The organism is Candidatus Chloroploca asiatica (assembly GCF_002532075.1).
GTDB classification, from domain to species: Bacteria; Chloroflexota; Chloroflexia; order Chloroflexales; family Chloroflexaceae; genus Chloroploca; species Chloroploca asiatica.
Genome location: NZ_LYXE01000104.1, coordinates 14,706 through 35,658 on the forward strand (window position 1 = coordinate 14,706; position 20,953 = coordinate 35,658).

17 protein-coding genes are annotated in these 20,953 nt (G+C 58.9%); 15 read left to right on the top strand and 2 right to left on the bottom strand.

The annotated features are described in order from the left end of the window. Positions 1-51: 51 nt before the first annotated feature. From A9Q02_RS13645 to A9Q02_RS13655, 3 genes are read left to right on the top strand one after another with little or no spacing between them, the layout of a single operon-like run. The gene (locus A9Q02_RS13645; RefSeq protein ID WP_097653643.1) at positions 52-2,199 is read left to right on the top strand and encodes a hypothetical protein; all 2,148 of its coding nucleotides are present in this window, start codon (positions 52-54) and stop codon (positions 2,197-2,199) included. Positions 2,200-2,206: 7 nt separating this feature from the next. After that, positions 2,207-3,043 carry a class I SAM-dependent methyltransferase gene (locus tag A9Q02_RS13650; protein WP_097653644.1) on the top strand — a complete coding sequence of 279 codons (837 nt, stop codon included), beginning with the start codon at positions 2,207-2,209 and terminating at the stop codon, positions 3,041-3,043. Between the two features lie 20 nt (positions 3,044-3,063). Beyond that, positions 3,064-5,577 (top strand): glycosyltransferase family 39 protein, encoded by a 2,514-nt coding sequence (locus tag A9Q02_RS13655; protein WP_097653645.1) that lies wholly within the window; start codon positions 3,064-3,066, stop codon positions 5,575-5,577. A gap of 122 nt (positions 5,578-5,699) precedes the next feature. Here A9Q02_RS13655 and A9Q02_RS13660 read toward each other — a convergent pair whose 3' ends face one another. Then, entirely contained in the window at positions 5,700-6,587 is an 888-nt protein-coding gene (locus A9Q02_RS13660; RefSeq protein WP_141508911.1) for an Rpn family recombination-promoting nuclease/putative transposase, read from the bottom strand. Between the two features lie 604 nt (positions 6,588-7,191). Here A9Q02_RS13660 and A9Q02_RS25335 point away from each other — a divergent pair. The 9 genes from A9Q02_RS25335 to A9Q02_RS24645 all read left to right on the top strand — a co-directional run bounded on the left by A9Q02_RS25335 (position 7,192) and on the right by A9Q02_RS24645 (position 17,089). Then, positions 7,192-7,398, top strand: coding sequence for a response regulator transcription factor (locus tag A9Q02_RS25335; protein WP_172450968.1), 207 nt, complete (start codon positions 7,192-7,194; stop codon positions 7,396-7,398). A gap of 51 nt (positions 7,399-7,449) precedes the next feature. Further along, positions 7,450-7,983 (top strand): hypothetical protein, encoded by a 534-nt coding sequence (locus A9Q02_RS13670; protein ID WP_097653648.1) that lies wholly within the window; start codon positions 7,450-7,452, stop codon positions 7,981-7,983. 109 nt (positions 7,984-8,092) lie between these two features. Further along, on the top strand, positions 8,093-9,673 hold the full coding sequence (locus A9Q02_RS13675; protein WP_097653649.1) for a hypothetical protein: 1,581 nt from the start codon (positions 8,093-8,095) through the stop codon (positions 9,671-9,673). A gap of 581 nt (positions 9,674-10,254) precedes the next feature. After that, positions 10,255-11,445 carry a glycosyltransferase family 4 protein gene (locus A9Q02_RS13680; RefSeq protein ID WP_245860545.1) on the top strand — a complete coding sequence of 397 codons (1,191 nt, stop codon included), beginning with the start codon at positions 10,255-10,257 and terminating at the stop codon, positions 11,443-11,445. Between the two features lie 61 nt (positions 11,446-11,506). Beyond that, positions 11,507-12,286: a 3-keto-alpha-glucoside-1,2-lyase-like domain-containing protein gene (locus A9Q02_RS13685; protein ID WP_141508914.1), complete on the top strand. Its 780-nt coding sequence runs from the start codon at positions 11,507-11,509 to the stop codon at positions 12,284-12,286. Between the two features lie 47 nt (positions 12,287-12,333). Then, positions 12,334-14,652, top strand: a complete 2,319-nt coding sequence (locus A9Q02_RS13690) for a sialidase family protein (RefSeq protein WP_097653651.1) — start codon at positions 12,334-12,336, stop codon at positions 14,650-14,652. Between the two features lie 150 nt (positions 14,653-14,802). Then, positions 14,803-15,564: a ParA family protein gene (locus A9Q02_RS13695; RefSeq protein ID WP_097653652.1), complete on the top strand. Its 762-nt coding sequence runs from the start codon at positions 14,803-14,805 to the stop codon at positions 15,562-15,564. Then, on the top strand, positions 15,557-16,663 hold the full coding sequence (locus A9Q02_RS13700) for an alpha/beta fold hydrolase (protein WP_172450970.1): 1,107 nt from the start codon (positions 15,557-15,559) through the stop codon (positions 16,661-16,663). Before A9Q02_RS13695 ends, A9Q02_RS13700 begins: the two co-directional genes overlap by 8 nt. A gap of 24 nt (positions 16,664-16,687) precedes the next feature. Beyond that, positions 16,688-17,089: a hypothetical protein gene (locus A9Q02_RS24645; RefSeq protein WP_216361518.1), complete on the top strand. Its 402-nt coding sequence runs from the start codon at positions 16,688-16,690 to the stop codon at positions 17,087-17,089. A gap of 236 nt (positions 17,090-17,325) precedes the next feature. Here the strand turns inward: A9Q02_RS24645 and A9Q02_RS13710 are convergent, their stop codons facing one another. Continuing rightward, a complete protein-coding gene (locus A9Q02_RS13710) occupies positions 17,326-19,014 on the bottom strand; it encodes a transposase (protein WP_097653654.1) in 1,689 nt (562 codons plus the stop codon). Between the two features lie 272 nt (positions 19,015-19,286). On the opposite strand from A9Q02_RS13710, the gene A9Q02_RS13720 reads away from it, so the two are divergent. From A9Q02_RS13720 to A9Q02_RS13730, 3 genes are all read left to right on the top strand, one after another. Next, entirely contained in the window at positions 19,287-19,598 is a 312-nt protein-coding gene (locus A9Q02_RS13720) for a nucleotidyltransferase family protein (protein WP_097653655.1), read from the top strand. A 44-nt stretch (positions 19,599-19,642) separates the two neighbouring features. Continuing rightward, positions 19,643-19,972, top strand: coding sequence for a HepT-like ribonuclease domain-containing protein (locus A9Q02_RS13725; protein WP_281256908.1), 330 nt, complete (start codon positions 19,643-19,645; stop codon positions 19,970-19,972). A gap of 246 nt (positions 19,973-20,218) precedes the next feature. Then, positions 20,219-20,731 carry a hypothetical protein gene (locus A9Q02_RS13730; protein WP_216361519.1) on the top strand — a complete coding sequence of 171 codons (513 nt, stop codon included), beginning with the start codon at positions 20,219-20,221 and terminating at the stop codon, positions 20,729-20,731. Positions 20,732-20,953: the final 222 nt, after the last annotated feature.

Below are 20,953 nucleotides of genomic sequence, written 5' to 3' on the forward strand. Positions count from 1 at the left end.
CCCTAATGGTATAATACGGCGCTGTATTCGTGTACGTGGTGGGAGTCGTGTGTGCCGAAGGTTGTCTCAGCTCTAAAGCTCCATCTGCTTGTGCTGGGTTGTTATCTTGTTCTGAGCCTCTTTGTGCTCTGGCCGATGCCGTTACATGCGCTGACCCATGTCATTGCAACTGGTCCTGGTCAGGTGGATGCCTACCTGGGGATCTGGAATGTCTGGTGGACGGCGGAGGCGTTGACGACGGGGCAGAATCCGTATGTGACGCCGCTGCTCTTTCATCCCCAGGGCCTCGACATCTTTTGGCAGACGCTCAGTTTGCCCCAGGGTCTGCTGGCGTTGCCGGTGACGCTCACGGCTGGCCCGTTGCCGGCCTATAATCTGTTGATCCTGCTCAGTTTTGTGCTGGGGGGCTATTTTAGTTTTCTCTTGATCCGCACGGCGCTGCGCCTGATCTTTCCTGACCCTGCACACCTGCATCTGATTGCGTATGCGGCGCTCGTTGGAGGCGCGGTCTATACCTTTGCGCCGTTTCATATGCAAAAGGTGCTTGATGCGCAACTCGAGGTGGCTTCGATCCAGTGGGTGCCCCTCTGGGCGCTGGCGACGTTGAAGCTTTTGATCAGACCTACCTGGTTCTGGGCGCTGCTCAGTGGGTTGCTGTTGCTCTGGGTTGGCCTGGGTACCTGGTACTATGGCCTCTTTGCCCTGATTTCAGCCGGTGTCTTGGCTGGTCTCTGGGCGTTGCAACCGCGTGAGCCAGGGTCGCCTTCAACGGCTGAGCTGCGCTTGCCTATCAAGGGATGGTTCCTTGATCTGCGTCTGCTCGCCTGGGGTCTGGTGCCGATTCTGCTCTGGTTTCTGTTGATGACGCCCCGCTTGCTCCATTTGATCCGGGAGGGCGATGAGTTGCTCGGTGATACGCGCACCGAGCAACACGCGCTGGCCGATCTGATCTCGTTCTGGCTCGCTAATCCCAATCATCCGCTCTGGGGCGAGGCGGTGACGGTGTTTTACACCAGCCTCCATCCCGGCGAGATCCTCTGGAATGTCGCCTTCGGGTTGGTCGGGATAGCGCTGGCGTTGGTTGGGGTCGCAACGACCTGGCGGACGCAGTGGCGCTGGTTGGTGCTCGGGGTGCTGGCGTCGGCGATGGCGCTCGGCCCCGAGATCATGCTCTTTGGGTGGCATACGGGGATTCCTGGCCCCTATGCTTTGATCCACGATTTGCCGGGGGTGCGTTCGAGCCATCGCCCCAATCATTTTGTTGTGATCGCGATCTTGACGACGGCACTCTTTGCGGCTGCGGGTACTTATCACCTTTTGCGGCGTGCGCGTCGGCGTGGGGCACAGTGGCTCACGGCTGGTCTGTTGGTTGCCGTGCTGCTCATTGATGGCTGGGCAGGGTCGCTGCCGCTCTTTCAACGCCCGATGCCCCAGGCCTATCTGACGATGCCGCCGCCTGATGGCACGGGCGGGTTGCTGCCCATTCCGGTGCATCTCAATGTCTCGAATAGCGAACATCTCTGGTCTCAGACCGCGCATCGCTGGCCGATTGTGGGCGGCTTTATCGGGCGCGAGCCGCCCTATCCGCTTGGGCGTTATGCGCCTGGCGTGCGCGAACTGCGTTTTGGTCAGGTGTACCGTGACGATATCCTGACCCCAGGTTGGCCCGAACTGGCCCGTGAAACGCTTGCCGCCTATACAATCCATTCGGTCGTCTTTCACCACGCTTCGATGGGCACAACCCTGACCTTTATGCGTGACCTGGTTGACGAAATGGGGCTAGAGCCAGGTGTGCAGGATGCGGAAGTGACCTTCTATCCGGTGCCCGAGCCGCCGGTGAAACGTCCCCTGGCCTACCTGGGCAGCGGTTGGGGTGATCTGGAAGAAGACCGGGGAACCCGCTGGCGCTGGATGGAACCCACTGCGCAACTCTTTCTACTCAACCCCGAGGCGACCGCGCGCCCCGTACGGCTTTCGCTTGACCTCGAAGCCTTTGCCCAGGTGCGCCCGCTGACGCTCCAGGTGGGTGACGCTCCTCCGTTTACCATCGACGTCGCCCGTGAACGGAGCGTGCGGCACCTGCGGCTTATCCTGCCGCCTGGTGAGACTGTGGTATACTTAAACGCCCCGGCGGACAGTTCGCCTGACCAATCCGGGCGACAATTGAGCATTGCGGTGATGGGCATTGCGATTGAATGAGGAACGGATGGCTCAAGCGGTGAAAAAACCAGGACGTGCGGTGCGCTTGCCTGCGTGGCGAACAGTTGCCTACGAGATTGCCCTGAACGGCTGGCGCATTCTGCGTGAGACCGTCAATGATTTTAGCCTCTGGCGCTTGATCGAGTATCCGTGGGCCACCCGGGCCCTCGAAGTGCAGCCTGGTGATCTTGTGCTTGACCTTGGCTCGGGCACGTCGTCGTATCCCCACATGCTCGCGAAAGAGGGCGTTGATGTGATCGTGCTCGAACTTGATGCCGATCGGGTGCGTTGGCAACTGGCCAAGCGACGCGCCACGGCACGTCGAGGCGATGGGCGCTTCTTTCCTCTTGTGGCGAGTGCGACGGCGATGCCGATCCGCGACGAAAGTGTCCAGCGCATTGCGGCGGTCTCGTCGCTCGAGCATATTCCCGATGATGAGGCCGTTGGCCGTGAACTGGCGCGCGTGCTCGCCCCTGGTGGCCTGGCGGCGCTGACCTTGCCCTATACCAGCAAGGGTCGCACCGATTTCTTCAAGGGGATCAGGAAATTTCTTCCCGCTGGCCCGAATGCATTTGTGCAGGAGGGGAAAGCCGGCTCGTTTTTTCGCTTTTATACCGAGGCCGATCTGCATCGGGTCTATGTTGCGCCTGGCGCACTGAAGATCAGTCCGCTCGAGGGTTTCGGGCGCTCGATCCTCAATGGCCGCTATCACGAGACGCGCCTGACGCGCTATTGGCGGCGTTTTGTGCTCAAAGATCTGTTGCTGGCCTTGATTGTGCATCCCCTCGAAGAACGCTTTGATCGCAGCGATCCGCTCTATGTGATGTTTACATTACGTAAGTAATCACGGGGCTATCTTCGCCCATGCCTTCTGATCAGCTTTCGATTGTTACACAAGCCACGCAGCGCGACATAACCTCGGGTTTGTCTCGCCTTGGCCGTAGCTTGCCACTTGTACTGGTACTGCTCGCGGCACTTGCGGTCTTGTTGCTCGGGTTGCGTCCGCCGACCTTTGCGCCGGTTGCCAGCGGCCACCTTGACCTCGGGCCGACGTTTCTTGATGGCGTCTATGGCCCAGAAGTACACCCGGATGGCTACACGTATCGTTGGACGACCGGGGCACCGCTGTTGCAGATGCGGGGCGCTTTTTATGCCGCCCCGGCCTACATGGCCGCGATCCGCCTGCGTGCCGAGCATCCCGAAGCACCGCAGCCCTTTACCATGCTCGTCGGTGGTCGTCCGGTCGCCGAGGCCACCCCCGAGGTCCAGTTTCGCACGTATCGGATGTTGCTCGGGCCGGGTAGCGGCGAGGGGGCCGAACTCTGGTTAGCCTTGCAGACGCCGACGTTTGTGGCGTCTGGTGAAAATCCGCGTCCGCTCGGGGTTGTGCTCACCGATCTGCGCCTGGTGCCAGTGGCCCAGCTTGATCTGCGTGGAGCGAGCGCGACCGCCCTGGGCCTGCTGCTGCTCTGGGGGGCGTTGCGGCTCGCGGGGGTACCAGCGCCAACGACGCTGGCGCTGATCACGCTGGCCGCCAGCGCCAGCGTCGCCCTCGTCGCCTTGCCCCGACCGCCGGTGGTGCCATTGCTTGGCCTCGGCACCATTGGCTTGATCAGTGTTTTCGTTGCAGCGGTGCTTGCACAGTCCTCCACGCTTGCAGCGAGAGAGTTTTTGTCGGATCGTGCCCTGATGCCTGTTTCCCCTCACCCCCCTGCCCCCCTCGTCCACACGTTGCTCCTGAGCTTCTTCACGCTCATCGTCGTCTTGAGCGGGCGCATCTGGCCGCCGTGGCTCTCGGATGATGCCTTCATCTCGTTTCGTTATGCGCAGAATCTCGTGCAGGGGCATGGCCTGGTCTATAACCCTGGCGAACGGGTCGAAGGGTACACCAATTTTCTCTGGACAATGCTGGCAGCGCTTGGCTTGCGCCTCGGCGGGGATCTGGTGATCTGGAGCCACCTGGCTGGCGTGGTGCTTGGTGTGGTGCTGGTGCTGCTGACCTTTGCGCTGGCAAGCCGCTTGATCGGGGCGCCGTGGGGCCTCGTTGCCGCACTGATCGTCGCTACCAGCCAGAGCGTTCTGCTCTACACGGGACGCGGCTCGGGGTTAGAGACGGGCTTCTTTGCCGTACTGATGCTTGCCGTCGCATGCGCCTATCTCTGGCCGGAACAGGTGACCTTGCGCACCGCCATAGTGACGGGCTTGATCGCTGGCCTGGCGGCTCTGACACGCCCCGAAGGCGCGATGGTCTTTGCGTTGACGGCAGCGCATCTGTTTGTCAAGGCGATCATAGATAGTCGGTTTGGTCTCTCTTCTTCGCGGCGACAGCGAGAGGAACCGGGGCAGGCGAGCGAAGGGGGACAACGCATCACCTATGTAGCGACAACCGTGCTGCCGCTGGTCGGCGCGTTTGCCCTGCTCTTTGGGCCCTATCTGCTCTGGCGTTTCAGCTACTATGGCGATCTGCTGCCGAACACCTTCTATGCCAAAACCGGCGGTGGGCGCGAACAGATCTGGCGTGGCCTGGCGTATGTCGGGGCGTTCACGCTCACGCTGGGCGGCCCGTTGTTGTTGATCATCCTGGTGCCGTGGGTGACAGGGTTGCGGCACGCGCTGCAATCGTGGCGCAGTTATATGCTACTGGTGGTCGTCATCTACACCATCTATATCATCATAGTGGGCGGTGATCACTTCCGCGGCGAGCGCTTTTTTGTCCCGCTGGTGCCATGGTTTGCGATCCTGCTTGCCGATGGCCTTGCCCAGATCATGCGCCTACAGCCGGTGGGACGTGCTCACCCTTCGCCTGGGAACGAGGGCGTCCCGCCCTCGAACGCACCCCGAGGGCGGGACGCCCTCGCGCCCAGCGTGCTGACGCCCTCGAACGCACCCCGAGCGCGGGACGCCCTCGCGCCCAGGATGGTATCCAGCGTCCTGATCATCAGCCTACTGATCGCGGGGAGCCTGGCCGTCACGCGGACGATGCGGAGTGACACCGACATCATTATGCAAGGGCTTGACGAAAGCGTCTGGATCTGGCGCGAACTCGGGTGGTGGCTCGCAGATCAAGACGATCCAACGGCAACGATGGCGGCAGCAGGGGCCGGAGCGGTCGCCTTTTACAGCGAGCGTACCATCATTGACATGCACGGATTGACGGATCTTCATATCGGGCGCCTGGCGATCGAAGGCATGGGGAGTGGGGTCGCGGGCCACGAAAAACGCGACCCAGACTACCTGCTCAACGTGCGGCGCGTCACCTACATCCCCGCCCTCTGGGACTACTATTTCCAACCCGACTTTGATTTGAACGAGCAGTACGAATTGCATGGCATCACAACGCGGGCGGGACGAGCCATGGGGATGTGGGTGCGGCGGTAGGGACGAGGCAGCGCAAAGAAGGTTGCCCGCTCGGGTTGACGCAAAGGCGCAAACGCGCAAAGGTGTGTGTGGAGGTGGGTCAACCCTTCGCGCCTTCGCGCCTTTGCGTCAAAAAAACCATCCTACCCTTGCTCCGCCACGTCGGGCGCAGGATGCGCGGAGGGCGTGGTTGCCATCAGACGTTCTAACTCGGCTTTCAACTCGGCAAAGGTTGTCGGGGTCAGCCCCGTGGCCTGCGTGATCACCTGCCACGCCGTGCCTGCCGCAAGCAACTGCTCGATTAACTCAACCTTGCCCTTGAGTTCGCCTCTGATCTCACCTTTGATCTCACCTTTTTGCAAGCCTTCTTCAATGAGTTCTTCGGCATAGGTCATAAGCTCACCTCCTAACTGCGTATGTTGCTGCACCACCGTCTCCAGCAGTTCCATGACGACCGCACGTTCCTGGGTCGCAAACAGATAGAGAAAAAAGGTCTGGTGCGTCTCGCCGCGCCCCGAGGCGAGCAACTCGGCCAGTAACGGCATCGCCGCCGCCAGCACCGCTTGCGCCTGCGCCCGCATCGCTGCCATCAGCAACAGTTGCGTGATCTGCCCCTTGAGCCCGCCCTTCACCGCGCTCGGCGGCATGCCCGACTGGTCAATCAGATAGTGGCGCACGTGCGGCGTCAACGTTGCGTCCCACCCTGGCACCTCTGGAAAGAGATCGGCCAGGTTGGTTGAATAGCTCCAGGCTCGCCGTCCCTGATAGAAGACCATCGGGATGATGGGCCGCAACTGCGTTTGCTGTGGCGCGGCTTTGAACGACTCGTCCCAGATCCGACACATATAGTTCAACAAGCGCAGGCGCATCCAAGGATCCGGCGTCGATTGATGCTCAAACAAAAGATAGAGGTGTCGTGATGATGCTGGATAATCCGATGCATGGTGGCTCCTCGCTGCGGGTTGATAAGAGGAGTATAGCATGGTTGTGCGGTAGAAGGTAAGAGCTATGCTATAGGGTGATTGCATCATACGAAAGCGGATACAACGGGGCACCCGCAAGGGGTGCCCGTACACCGGATTCGGCCCCTGGCCCTGTAGGGGCACCCCTGGCGGGTGCCCTGGTGGGGTGCATACACGGAAGATGCAATCGCCCTGGTGGAGATGCAGGGCGATTGCGTCTTCGGTTGGTGCGAGCCGCAACGGCGGGCACTGCGTTTTTAACTACGTACGAGGCCTATACCAGAAGCATCAGATCCCCAACCGTACTACAGTTGCAATTCGGTACTATAGCCATATAGGACTTTTGTCTTAGTTCAAAAAGTCGTATGGCAATTATTTGCATTTGATGTTAATCTAGACAAGGACTAAGGTTGTATTTTTGCTTGCACTTTACATAATTTTAATATGTCCATTTTTTTGAATCTTAAGATGGCTAAGATTTAATCTATGAAGAGTTTCAAATATTGTATGAATAGTTATGCGAAGAATCACCGCCCACATATCGAGAACCCCCTATGAGATCCAATGTCGGAAACTTCGACACATGTAGGTTTAGTATCATTGATGACCTTTGCCAGCAGATCGCCTTGTTGTATGGGCTGATATACCCTGAAGGTTGCAAATGAGCTATGCCATGCCACGTGATGTAAAGCCTCTAACCGATCAAGAGTGCAAAGTGATCAAACTTATTGCTCAGGGCAAGACAAACCGCGAGATTGCGTATGACATGGGCTTGGCTTCTTCGACCGTAAAGCACTATGTGCGCAGCATATGTCAGAAGTTGCGGGTTCCCAACCGTACAGCTGCCGCGATTCGGTATTACAGAGACCTGGATGCATAATCACAGGATGGAACTGTGAAAAGCCCGCCGAAATCCAGGACACTTCTTGGTATGCAGATACCCGACATCAACCTGGATGCCCTTCCCGATCTGGCAACGCGTCAGATCGTGGTGCAGTTGTTTAACCTGATTGAGGCACTCGCGGCGGAAAACGCGGCCGTGCGACGCGAGAATCAGCAACTGTGTGATGGGAATGCACGGCTCAAAGGTGGGTCGCGAAAATCCGACATTAAGCCGCCGGTGGGTGCCCGCCGGCGGGTGCGCAAACGTGATGTGAGCTTTGGCCCGCAGTCGCAGACAGGTGCGTATGCCTGGGATACCTTCCAAACCCTGGCGGCCACCGCCGCCAAACTCGGCCTCGGGTTCTTGCCGTATCTCCGCGACCGGTTGGTCAGTCCTGCCACCACACCCTTATGGCGAAGCGGATTGCCGCGCGGGTTGGCCTTGCCGCCCAGCCAGTGGGTTGATCCAGCGGTTTTGGAGAGGATGCCACATATCTACAAATTATCACATGATGCTCACTGGACAACCCACATCGTATTGCCACCTATGACAGTGAGCCGCTATTCCGCTACTGAAGAGTAAGAAAGGAGTGCTTTCTCAGCGCAGATCGTTGTACAGCGTAGCCCGCTCGTCGTTGCCCATGTGACCGAATTGTATATGGACAGCTTTGTGTTAAGGAGAGAATACTCATATGATGAGTCTGCATAAGCGCACGTTCACAATTATCACGATGATGCTCCTCGTCATCTTGACGAGTCTCAACATCCCGTCAGTTATGGCTCAAAATAAGGGGCCAGGCAACATCGCTCCTGCTCAGGCATCTACGCGCACCATCAATGGGGCACCTCTGAGCGTGAGTGTCCTGAATGATTTAGCGATGTCAGTGGATTTTGATGGCCGAGAGCAATTCTTCGAAGAGACGGCTGGCGGTACCTTTGTCGTGGTTGATGGCGTGGTGTATGGTAGCACGCCACCAGCAGGTGGAAATTTTACTCCACGTTCCTTTACTCCAGTATCCAATAGTCCGGTCTCTGGCAGCGGTACAACTGCCGATCCTTTCACGATCACGACAGTGGTCAGTGCTGGCTCCACCGGGGTGCAAATTACCCAGGTTACCACATACGTGAATGGGACACCGCTCTATCAGGTCGATGTGACAGCTCGTAATACGTCCACTGTTCAGCGGAACGTGCGCATTTTTCATGCTGCCGATCTCTTTCTCAACTTCCCTGGTAACCGACTTGATTACGGTTTTGGCTTTTTTGATCCAGCAACTGGAGCGATTGGGGCGCTTTCGCAAAATAGTCTCAATGTTCAAGTCTTCATCCCTATTACAGCACCGTCGGCGTTTCAAGAAGCCCGTTTCGCTACTATATGGGCCCAAATCGGTGGCCCGAACGGGGCCGCTGGGCCGGGTTTCAATAATACGTTTGATCCCACCTTCCACGATGTGGGTGCCGGGTTACAGTTCGATCGAACGCTTGCTGCTGGTACCAGTGCAACTGTGAGCCTGTTGGGCGGATTTGGTCTTGCTTCAGACGTCGGAGTTTCAGTTCCTTCTGCTGATACATCAATCCCTGCGAATGTCTGGGTCGTCAATCGTTCTACCCCCAATCATGGTGCGCCAGTTGGATCGATCATTACGTCGCAGATCGTCACCAAAAATATTGGCGATGGGCGAGCCAGGGATGTGCGCATCACTGTACCTTTTGATCCTGGCAAGGTGCGCTTGCTTGATGCGAATTTTAGTTCTAATTCGGCCTGGGTTTCGAGTGTGGTGACAAATTCGTTGACCATCAATACCGGGCCAGTCGGTGCCCGCGGTGGGGTGATTACCAGTACGTTGCGCTTCCAGGTACTTGAGACACTCCATAGCGGAGTGGCATTGGGTGAACGCCTGTCCTTTACCTGGTTTGACGATGCGCGTGGCGGCAGTGGCAGTGGTAATTTGCCTATTCTTGCCACGGCTAGCAGCGTAGACAATCGGCCTACCTATATCCTGAATGTCAGTCCGGCGAATACCGGAACCGCAGGGACACGCTTCACTTTTGCCAGCAACATTTTTGCGGCGAATGAACCCGTTGGAGTCTGGTATAACCTGCCTGATGGCACTTCGACGCGGGAAGTTGGTACCTTCCGGGCTAATGCTGACGGAAGCATGAGTGTTACTTTCAATTCGCCTGGTAATCTAGAACCAGGTGCATACTCGATGGTCTTCTATGGCCTTTGGACGGAGTTCTCGGCGGTTGCGCCGTTCACGATTACGCGCTAACTCCCGTCGGTACATTTACCGCAACGCACATGCCCCTAAATCGGAAGATCTGGGGGCATGTGCATGGTGATTCGCTGTGATTTTTCGACTTTGTCCAACTTGTCGATCAAAGCGGTTTACTGCCAAAACCTATCAACCCTTATTCTAATAGCTCAACGTTGTTCTGTAATTTGCAAGGCTGTAAAGCATTTCTTATTTTTTGCATGTCCTATTTCGCACCCGAAGTTCAAAAAGATGGCTGCTCTTTTCGTCTATGTGGTTATGCTCCAGGCGGGCGGGACTCCCGCGCTCCCAGGGCGCACCCATCCACCCTTTTCAGACAACCTCTGATGAGCGCACCTACGCTAACAACGTTGCGCCTTCGCGCCTTTGCGCCTTTGCGTCAAAAAAACCACCTTATTAGCCCTCGCCCGCCGCTAACAGGTAGCTATCAGGTTCCTGGGTGGAACTTTTTACGCACACGAGCGTTATATTATGGTAGCATCGTACTATCATCCTGCCTTCTGCGTCAGGTCGCTATGCTGCGCCACTGGGACATCATGCGAGTTTTGTATTGTATCCCGCGCTATGAGAGCGCTGCGATGGGTAATCGCATTCATACTGAAATCATCGCCGAGTGGCGACGCTTCGGGGTTGAGACCGAGGTTGTTGCGCTGGCGGCGGGCCTTGCGCGACGGACAACGACCGTCGAAGAGGGTATTACCGTACACCGCTTGCCCGTCAGTGCTGGCCTTCCGCTGAAACTGGCGAACCGTCTGGTTGCCGGTCTTCTCCCTTACCCGTATCTGGCTGGCGCAGGGTGGCACTATCGTCAGTTACTGGCCGAGCGCCACTACCATCTTGTGCATATCGAGACCGCCTTTCCCCTTGGCCTGGTTGCCGCGCTTGTGCCTCCCCGTCAGTCTCCACCATTAGCAGTTACCTTGCCCGGGGCCGATATTATGGCCGAGCCTGAGTTCGATTACGGGTACGGGCGTTTTCGGGCTGTTCGTGCTGCGCTGCCCTGGATCTTCGAGCGCGCTGCTGTCATCAGGGCTGATTCGCCGCAACTCAAAAAGCTCGCGATCAAGCTCGGGGCCAACCCCGCAAAGGTGACGTCGATTCCGTATAACATCACTGCCGACAGCTTTCCGCCGACTGATGATCTCGTCGGTTTGCGTAAGCAGAGTCGGGCGATGGTCGTCGAACGCCATCACCTCGATCCTGACCGGCCCATTATTGTCAGCATGAACCGGTTGCATCCCTTCAAGGGCATTGCGTACCTGGTTGATGCCATGCCGCTCGTGCAACGTCAGGGTCTTCGTCCCCAGTTGCTTATCGTGGGACCAAACCGTACGACCCCCCGGTTTGGTGATTATGGGGCCTATTTGCGTCAACGTGCGCTTGCGCATGGTGTAACCAGTGATGTCCATCTGGTTGGTGGTGTGCCGCACCACGAAGCAATGAGTTACATGGCGGCGGCTGAGCTAACTGTGGTACCATCAGTTGCTGAGTCATTTAGCCGGGTGGTTGTCGAAGCGGCGGCAGTTGGGACGCCGGCGGTGGTCACCCGTACAACTGGGGTCAGTGACTATGTGGCCGCGTATGGGACTGGGCGCGTCGTTGAGCCGCGTTCGGGTGCGGCGATTGCCGAGGCCATCACGGCCTTGCTGCAGGATGCTGCGGCCTGGCAGACGTGCAGTCGTCATGCTGTTGTGCTGGCAACGGCCTTTCGTTCATCCGAGATTGCCACCGATCTGCTTGCGCTCTATCGTCGGGCGATCTTCCGTTGAACGAGCGGCGTGCTTTGCCTGCCTCGATTGGGTACGTTTTTTCATTAAGGAGTGTCTATTTATGAAGCAATACCGAATGCCAACCATCATCACGGCGATCGTCGCCGTTCTGGTGGCAAGTGCTCTGGCGGTCGCGCTCTGGCAGGTGCCTCAGGGCATCGCGCAAGAGCAGCAACCCCTGTTGACCTATCCTCCCCAGGAGCCAACGCCGACCGTCGGGCCGAATCCGACCACAGTCCCGGCGCTGGCAAGTGTCACCTTGACCGAAGCGACCTTTGATACCCCCGAGGCGCTCGATGCCTGGGAGGTGGTTGATCTCGAATTTGTGCTTGCGGATAACCGGGCCAACTGGCAGGTCAGCGAGGGCCGGTTGATGCAGAATCGGGCCGGGCCTGCTTTCAGCCCGTCGATCCATCACACGGCAGCGTTGATCGGTGATGAGACGTGGCGCGACTATACCGTTCAGGTCAGTTTCTATGACCAACTCAATGGCACAGCAGGGTTGATTGCCCGTTATCAGGGCGATGATCCGCTGACGGCAACCTACTATCGCTATCGTATCATCAAGAACAGTTTCCGCGATACCCCCCGGCAGGTGCTTGAGCGGGTTGAGCGAGGCGTGGCCGTTCCCCTGGCTGAAGTCACCGATATCGGTTTTGATGAGCGCATGTGGCATGTTTTGAGCATGCAGGTCGATGGCAATACGATCCAGATCCGTATGAATGATGAAGTCATGCTCGAAGCAGTTGATGCCAACCCCTTGCCTGCTGGCAAAGCCGGGATCGCTACCCGCGCTGTGGGCACGATCCTGTTTGATGACTTCACGGTTGTGACCCCCTGATGCAGAGCGTACTGGCTGACGTTGTTCAAGCCTGGAGGATAAGCTTAATGTTGCGTAAAACAATCATAACTGTGGCGAGTATGGCGCTGATGGCGGCGATCGTGGCCGTCACCGCCTTCCCCTCGATGCTTCAAGCGCAGACGCCCCCACCGTTGCGGGTGCTCAGCGAAGGCATCGTTCCCGGATCGGGTCAGGTCAAATACCCTGATGTTGCGGCTGGCAATGGTCTGGTGCATATGAGTGGCAATGCCGACCGTCGTTTCGCGTATGCCTGGACAAAACCGGCCAACGTGGGCAATTTTGGTCCGCGCGATGAACTGGGCTTCGCGACCGACAACCCCGACTATTCGAGTACCTCGATTGCGACGGCACCTGATGGATCCGTCTATGTGGCCTGGATCAATCAGCCCGAGCGAGTGATCTATGCCCGCCGCCGCAGCCCCGAAGGGGTCTGGGGGCCAATCAGTGTGGTGACCCGCGGCGAGCCTTTTGCGGTACGGCCAACAACTGGCGTTACGGGCAATGGTCAGGTCTTTGTGGCCTGGCGTAACCCCGATCAGCCAATTAGCTACAGTACGTCGCTCAACGGTGGTGCAAGTTGGAGTAGCCCGCTCTATGTTTCAACCCTACCAGCGTTTGGTTCGGGAGCCCAGCTTGCGGGCGGGCCTGGTGACAACATGGCGGTCACGTTTACGGCCGGGGATGGTGGCAGGTTGCACATCTTTGTAGGCCTGTGGAATGGGACATCGTTTGTTGTTGAACGGGTCACCCAGCCGAACAATGATGGATGGGCTGACTCTTCGGTGGCCTTTGCCCCCAATGGCAAAGTGTATGTTGCCTGGCGTGGCATTGCGACTGGTGGGGGCGAGGCAGGGTACTTTTTTGCTGAACGCAAAGCTGCTGGAGACTGGCCCCGTTCGCGCCTCGCTGGTGGCGCAGTCGTTGGCCGTGCGGCGATTGCGAGTGACGAGCAGAGCAATATTCACCATAACTGGATCCTGGAGTCAGGTTCTCGTTCATTGTATTATGCCTTTTTGCCGGTGGGGCAGCCCCCCATTGGCCCGATCCAGTCAGGTTCCAACGGCGCTTTCTTTAATGCGACCAATGCCGCTAGCATTGCCAATTCGGCCTTTAGCCATATGGTGCTCGAAGACTTTGGTGGGGGTGGGCTCTCATCACGCTATGCCCTCTTTGAAGCGGCAGTGAATATCTTTGGTGGCACACCCGTCCTTGAAGATGGTGAGCCATTGATCGGGCGTACGCTTGATCGGGCCGTGAAGTTGACCTTCACCAATGTGCAGGGTCAGCCAACCCACTTCCGCTATGCCTGGAATCGTGTGCCGACCGAGGCTGATCCGCTGATTCCGTATGAAACGACCGTGCGTATCCCGATTCCTGCCGACATCCTCGATAGCACCAGGTGTGAGCCGGTGACGCTCTATACCCAATTGTTCGACACGGTGAATGGTCTCGTGCAAGAACAAGTACGCAGTGATACGATCCAGATTGATGGTCTGGTGGGTGTCGAGGTCAATTCGTTCAGCGTCTTCTCTGTTGAGGCCCAAGCCGCCCTGGCGAATGAGCCGGAACTGGCCGGGGTGAGCGGGTCGCCCATTACCGACCCCAACTATACCCGTTTGCCATTGGTCTATCTGCAGGTGACACCGCAGAATGACTGTTCGGGATTGACCAGTTTTGTCGTGGCGAGTTCGGCGGAAGCCAATGGCGTCGAGTACCAACTGGCACCAGAGGGCTTTGAGGGGATTGTGATGTTGCCGGATGTGCTCAATCTGCGCCCCGGGCCGGTGCCCTTCAATGTGCGGGTGAAGGATGGCGCAGGGAACCTGCGGGGCTTCGATTTCTCGATCATCTTTGATGAGACCCGCCCTCGCATCAATTTGCCCCGGCTCAACAGTGATCCCGAGCGTTACGTGATCACTTCGACCTTTGCGATCACCTCGCCAATGCTTCAGAACGTCGCGTTGTCCAACATTGATGAGTTGGTGACCGATGATGTCTATCGTGCCCCTGGTGAGCCAACCCGTCAGTTTTGGGCCCTCTGGATGGCGAATTCACGCACACGGGTCAATGATCCGCTGAGCACGGCGTTGCCGTGGGTCTTTGTGCCGGCACCGGCAAGCCGACCGGATGGGAGCCTGACGAATCGGGTGACTGAGGTGAGCAACTGGAGTCTGGCGAGTGGGCTGACGAGTGCGCAGTTGCAACGAGGCCAGTACTACATCTACATCCGTTTCGTTGATGCTGCTGGCAATATCTCGGATGACGTGCTGGAAATCCCTGTGTTTATTGAAGGGACAGGGGCGTTGCCCAGACTCATGAACTATATCCCGCTTGCGAGTCGGTAAGCGAGCTAGCGCTTTCCACAGGATCTGCAAGACTGGAGGGTTGGGGCACAGGCCCCAACCCTCCAGTCTTGCAGATCCTGTTTCTACCTGTTACCAGAAATGGTACAATCGGGGCAAGACGCGAGAAACATTGAACAAGAGGAAGCTCCCATGGGTCATGTGCTCGCATTGGCGATGCAAAAGGGTGGGGTTGGCAAGACGACGACGACCTTGAGCCTCGGCTTTGTGCTGGCTGAACGTGGACGACGGGTGTTGCTGATTGATCTTGACCCTCAGGCAAACCTGACGCAGGGGCTTGGGGTTGATCCGTCAGCCCTGGAGTATGGTGTCTATGAGGTCTTGCTGAACCCTGAGCGGGGTACAGCGTTCGCAACCGTCACGACATCGTCTGGGTTGGATCTGATCCCTTCGTCACTCGATCTGGCCGGGGCCGAGCTTGAATTGGCCGGTAAGGTCGGCCGTGAGTTGTTGCTGCGCAAGGCGCTGCGGGAAACCCGGACGCAGTATGATTATATTCTGCTTGATCCACCGCCAAGTCTGGGCCTCTTTTCCCTCAATGCGCTGGCTGCCGCTGATGCGGTGCTGGTGCCAATGCAGATGCATGCCTATGCGCTCAAGGCGATGCCGCAGTTGGAACAGACGATTGAACTGGTGCGCGAGATTCAGCCGTCGCTTGTGATTGGTGGCATTGTCTGCACGCTGGCTGATCGCCGGACGAATTTGAGTCTTCAGATTGAACAGCAGGTGCGTGAACAGTATGGTGATCTGGTCTTTACGACGGTGATCCCGATCAATGTGAAGCTTGCCGAAGCACCAACGGTTGGTATGCCCATTGGCAGTTATGCCCCCCACAGTGCTGGGGCACTTGCGTATGCCGCCCTGGCAGATGAGTTGGAGGCTCGCTATGGCTGATGATCCGCCCATTATTCGGCGTGGTAAGGGTCTGCGCCTTTCAACTGAGTCCCCTGAAGCTGCCTCTGACGCTGCTCGCCCTGAGGATGCGCCAGCGGTTCAACCTGTGGAAGAAGCGCCTGCGACCGAAGCTGCGCCACAGATTCGCCGCGGAACCGGGTTTCGTCTCTCGACCCAGGCTTCGCCGGAAGAGCAAGCTGCGCTGGAGCCAGAAGAGGTTGATGAGGTCATGCGTGAACGTGATGCGCTGGCTCGTTCTGGGGCGGTGCGTTGGCGGATTCAAACGTCGCGGGGGCCGTTGAGTTATCTGCATGCCGGCAGTGGGCCCCCTTTGTTACTTATCCACGGGTGGGGGGCCTCGGCGCGTCTCTGGGCCGGCACGCTCGCTGATCTTGGTCAGCAGCGGAGTGGCTATGCCCTGGATCTGCCAGGCTTCGGACAATCGCCCGCCCGCCCGGCTCCGCCGACGCTCAAGACGCTGGCCGAGGATGTGATCGCCTTTGCGGATACGGTCGGGCTCACGACGTTTGAGTTGGCCGGCCATTCGCTTGGCGCGGCGGTGGCGGCCTGTGTCGCCGGTAGATACCCGGAACGGGTCAGTCGTCTTGCGCTGGTGGCGCTTGGGGTACGCACGTTTGCCCCCGAGTTGACGACGCTCGATTGGTCACGTCCGCCGGTTGATCTCTCGCTTGGCCTGGCCCGGCCTTTCTTTGAATGGTGGGCGCCGGTGAATCGGCTGTTGATGCAGAGCCCACCCCTGGCGCTGACGCTCAGTGCGTTGTTGTTGCATCATGAACCGGCTGATCCCGAGCTATGGCGAGAGTATCTGGCCGATCATGCGGCGGTTGATGCACGGGCGTATGTGACGGCACTGACGGCGGTGGCCGCCCCGCAGGTGCGTGAGGCGTTGCAGCATATCATCGTGCCGACGCTCTTTGTGGCGGGGCGTGAAGATCGGGTGGTGAGCCTGTCCGAAGTGATGTCGGCGCACCAACTGATTGCGCATAGCAGCCTGACCGTGCTGGATCAGTGTGGTCACCTACCGATGATCGAACGCCCCGAGCAACTTGCCCTGGTGCTGCGTGGGTTTTTTCGGTGAGGTAGGGCTGCTTTTTATCCGCAGATGACGCAGATTTGGTTTTTTGGTTGCTGCGAAGCGGCGGACATCCTCGGCTTCGAGTTTGAAATGGGCTTGTTCCCCAACGTGCTTGACGAAGCGCGGGGCAAGGGCATCGATATCGCTTATGCCGAATCCGAATTGGGCAAAAAAAGCGGTGTGGGCAGCAAGATCGTGGTCGAGAAGGGCTACATCGTCAAACTGAGCAAGGACAAGAAGGGCATCATCCAGCGTGAACAGCTTACCCGACACTGGACTGATTGGATTGACTACTGGAGTGTGGATTTCGACTTTGAGAACAAGCGGGAGATCATTCGGGTGAAAGACCTAGAGAGCGGCGAGATCCGCGAGGAGTGGACCGGAGATTTTATTTTTGAAAACGAGTGGCAGGAGAGTGGTGCAGAATAGGGGCTGCCATCTGCCGAGCACGGGCCACATGCGGTCAACAACGGGGGGTGGGCGCGCTCGTTCGGGCAGGATCCGGGGCCAGGGGCCCGCAGGTGCCCAGAATTTGGCCTTCCATGCCCGTGCCAGACCGCATATGTGCCCATCGATGACGTGTGCTGGGCAGGCGCTCACGCCGCACGTGGGGCGTGAGCCGTGGTGCGGGGTGTGAGGACGACGCAGGGGCCGCGTGGGCTCGCTCAGGCGGCGGCCCTCCGCGCGTGCCGGTGGAGCCAACTGAGCAGGTTGCGAACCGCGCAGGCTTGGGACAGCTCAAACTGCGCCGCAGCTAACCCGATGCAGCGCGCCCGGCGACAGCCCTGGTAGCGCGTGAGCCAGGCGATGGTCGGTTCGACGCGCCAGCGGTCGTGCAGCAAGGCTTTGCCTTCGTCACTCTGGTTGACGCGCTGCGCCTCGCGCATGTGATGGTGATAGTCCGAGATGAAGACGGTGCGATGGCTCGTTGGTTTGGCCTTGGGGTCGCGACACTGCGCGTACTCGTCACAGCCCGCGCAGTCGGGTGCCCGAAACCGGAAGGTGATGCCGTCGGCGCTGCCCGAGGGATACACCGTCGTGCTGACGATGCCCCCGGGACAGGTGCAGGTCATGCGGGCGAAATCGACCTGAAAGTCGGCGACGCTGAAGCGAGCGGGGTCGCTGCCGCCGCTCTGCGGAATGGGCGCGACGAGGCTCGTCTGGCCGTCGCTGCGGGTGTGCACCTCGGCGCGGGTCTTGCCCCAGCCGGCGGCGCCATCCATCACGATGATGTCCGGCAGCGGTGCCCCGGCCTCCTGCTGCTGCTGCAGCACGGCGGCCGGGGCGACACTATCGGGCGTGCAGCCGGTCACGATCACGCAGGCGCGGATGCGGGTGCGGGTGGTGCTGATGATCGCATTGCTGCCGAGCACGGCGGGACTCCCTTCGTGTTTGCGGAAGGTGGCTTCGCGGTCGACGGCGCTGGCAATCCGGCGCGACCCCCGTTCCTTGGCGGGGCGTTCGGTCACGACGCCGGCGTCATCGGTGGTCAATTCATCCGCCTGCACCTTGGCGAGATCGGCGAGGAAGGCCAGCACGAGCGGGGACACCACCGGGTCGAGCGCGTCCAGGTGCGCCGTCACCGTGGTGACCACGCGGGCGACCAGGGCCACGGTGGTCTGGAGGCGGGCGTGACGAGCGGCGGCACTGCGGGCGGGTTTGGGCTGCGTGAAGGGCGTCAGGTCGAGCGCGTCGAGCGCGGCGATGAGGCTGGCCGGGCCGCGTTGCCGCAGCAGCCAGACGAGGCGGAGGGTCAGGTCGCGGAGCAAGACGGCGGCACTGACACTGGGCGCGACCGGACTCTGCATGGCAAAGGTATCGACGATCTGGGGCGTGGTGGCGGCATCTTCCGGGTCAACGTGGTCGAGAAAAGCGAGCACATCGCGGAAGAGCGCGTCGGGCACGTGCTGGCGCATCCAGCCGTGAAAGCGGGCGAGCGTGGTATGGTCGGGGAGCTGCGGGGCAAACAGGGAGAGCCCGACAAACCAGCGCACGACGAGATTGCTGGCGAGATGCCAGGCGAGCTCGCGGTCAGAACAGCCCCCCGCCCAGGCGCGGACGATCTCGGCGCGGACCAACTGCTCCAGCGTGAAGGTCGGCGGCGCCCCAGGCGTGCCCTCGGGATGACGATAGGCGGCACAGGCCGCGACCACGGCCGCGGGATCATAGGCCAGGCCCATGCGCACCAGGGGATGGTCGCGCACCGTCGTCGTGAAAATCCGACGGAGGATGGTCGTCTCGGCCCAGACCAGGATCGGGCCAAGGAACATGATGATCCAGCCCTGGAGCCAGCGCGGCACGGCGGGCAGATCGGGCGTGCCAGACCGGAGGATTGGTGGTAGAATAGGAAGCATAACCGTCTTTTTTGTGTGCTTGATGCGGTTTTCACTACAGTCATCATGCCACAAAAAAGCGGTTTTTCAAGCACTCACCGTGACGATCCTTCGCACCCCGAATAGTTGCCGGTATTCTGCACCAGTCTCTGGCAGAGCTTTCACACCAGGAAAGACCGCTCGCTGGAGCTGAAAAGTGTGGCGCACGAGGTCACAACCGGCAGACGCAAGATTGCGGTCAAGGTGGTGGACATCTTTGGCAACGATACCATGACGATTGTGGAGGTGACGGTATGAGTGCGATTCTGCAACGTGATGAAGTGCTGGCGAAGTTGGGGGCCTTCCTCCGCGAGCGTGGTGAAGCCTACGGACTAGAGGCGATCGGATGTTTCGGTTCGGTGGCGCGGTCGGAGGCGACTACCGATAGCGATGTGGATGTGGTTTTCCGAGCTCATCCCGCCGCAAAACTGACCCTGTTTGACCTTGCTCTTCTGCGAGAGGAACTGGTGGTGCTGCTGGGACGGCCCGTGGATGTGATCGAGTTGCGCAATGGAATGTCGGCACGCTTGAAAGAACGCGTTGAGAAAGAGGCGGCTTATGCTTGACAACCACTTGCTGCAGGAGCGCTTGGAGGCCATACTCGAAGCGCTTGAGCGCGTGCCGCGGCGGTTCGCCAAGGTGCGGAAGCCCAGAAGATTTCATTGCCACTGAGGAGGGGCGGGAGCATCTGGACTCGATCAGCATGGTTCTGCTGTCTGTTGGAGAAGCCTTCCGGCAAATCAACGAGAAGACGCAGGGTGAGTTTCTGAAACAATATCCTGAGATTCCGTGGCGAGCCGTCATTGGAATGCGCAATATCCTTGCGCACGACTATTTCGATGTGAATGAGAAAGTGATCTTCAATACCTGCGAGGCGCACATCATGCCCTTGATGGATACGGTGAGGCGGATGTTGGCCGATCTCGAGACGGATTCCTGACTATGGCACTACACCCTGAGTTTCCCGATTCCCCGCATGCAATCCTCGACCCAGAATCGCGCCCAACATCATCGTGCTGGACAGGATCTATCACGACTTCCAGGGCGTACGGATTTTCTTTGAGGATCCGGTGCTGCCAGACAACGGCTATGATGGGCGCACTGGTGCAACGACGGCGAGGCGCATCATATCCACGATGCGAAGCTAGCGTGGTTCAAGTCGATTGAGGACATTCACAACCGGCTGTTGCAAAAGGGCGGTAGTCTGAGCCTGCAAGTAGATGTCACGGCGACGCCCAAGCACAACAACGGCGCGCTCTACGGCAAGGTGAAAGGTTTCGTTCAGGACGCCCTGTTCGGCAAGACGGTGGAACTGGAATCTGCCAATACCTTGCGCAACCTCTCAGAACTGGCCGCCACTAAAACCGTGATCGAGAGCTTCAAGCAGGCGATCAACGCGCTGACGGTTTGTGATAAGGGTGACGTCGAAATCCGGGACACCATCAAGTTGCGCAAGACCCGACCGTTTGTAGTGAAAGATCAGGGCTACATGATTTCCAAGAAATCGGTGTTCAATCGGGTGATTGGTGACAGCCGATTTGAGTTGGAGTTCGCTGCATTCCTCGAACAATCTCCAGACGTGATCGCCTACGCCAAAAACTACCTCGCAGTGCATTTCAAGTTGGATTACATCAATGCTGTAGACGAGATCGCCGGTTTGCTGGCGAAGGGTCATCTGTTGCGTTCTCTCCGCTTCTAACCATGCGCCCAACAACCGCCAGAATTCCTTTCGGGGGGCGATTAGCCCCCCGAAAGGAATTCTGGCTCCCAAAATGTTCGCAAGTCCCGAAGTTGGTTCTGGTTAAGTCCCCGGCGGCTCATGCGGAGCGTTGGGCGGCCTCAACCCTAAAAGCCCATGCCGAGCAGCAGAACCGAGCGCTGGGCGGCGTAACCGACAATCATGCGCATATTTTCGAGGCTT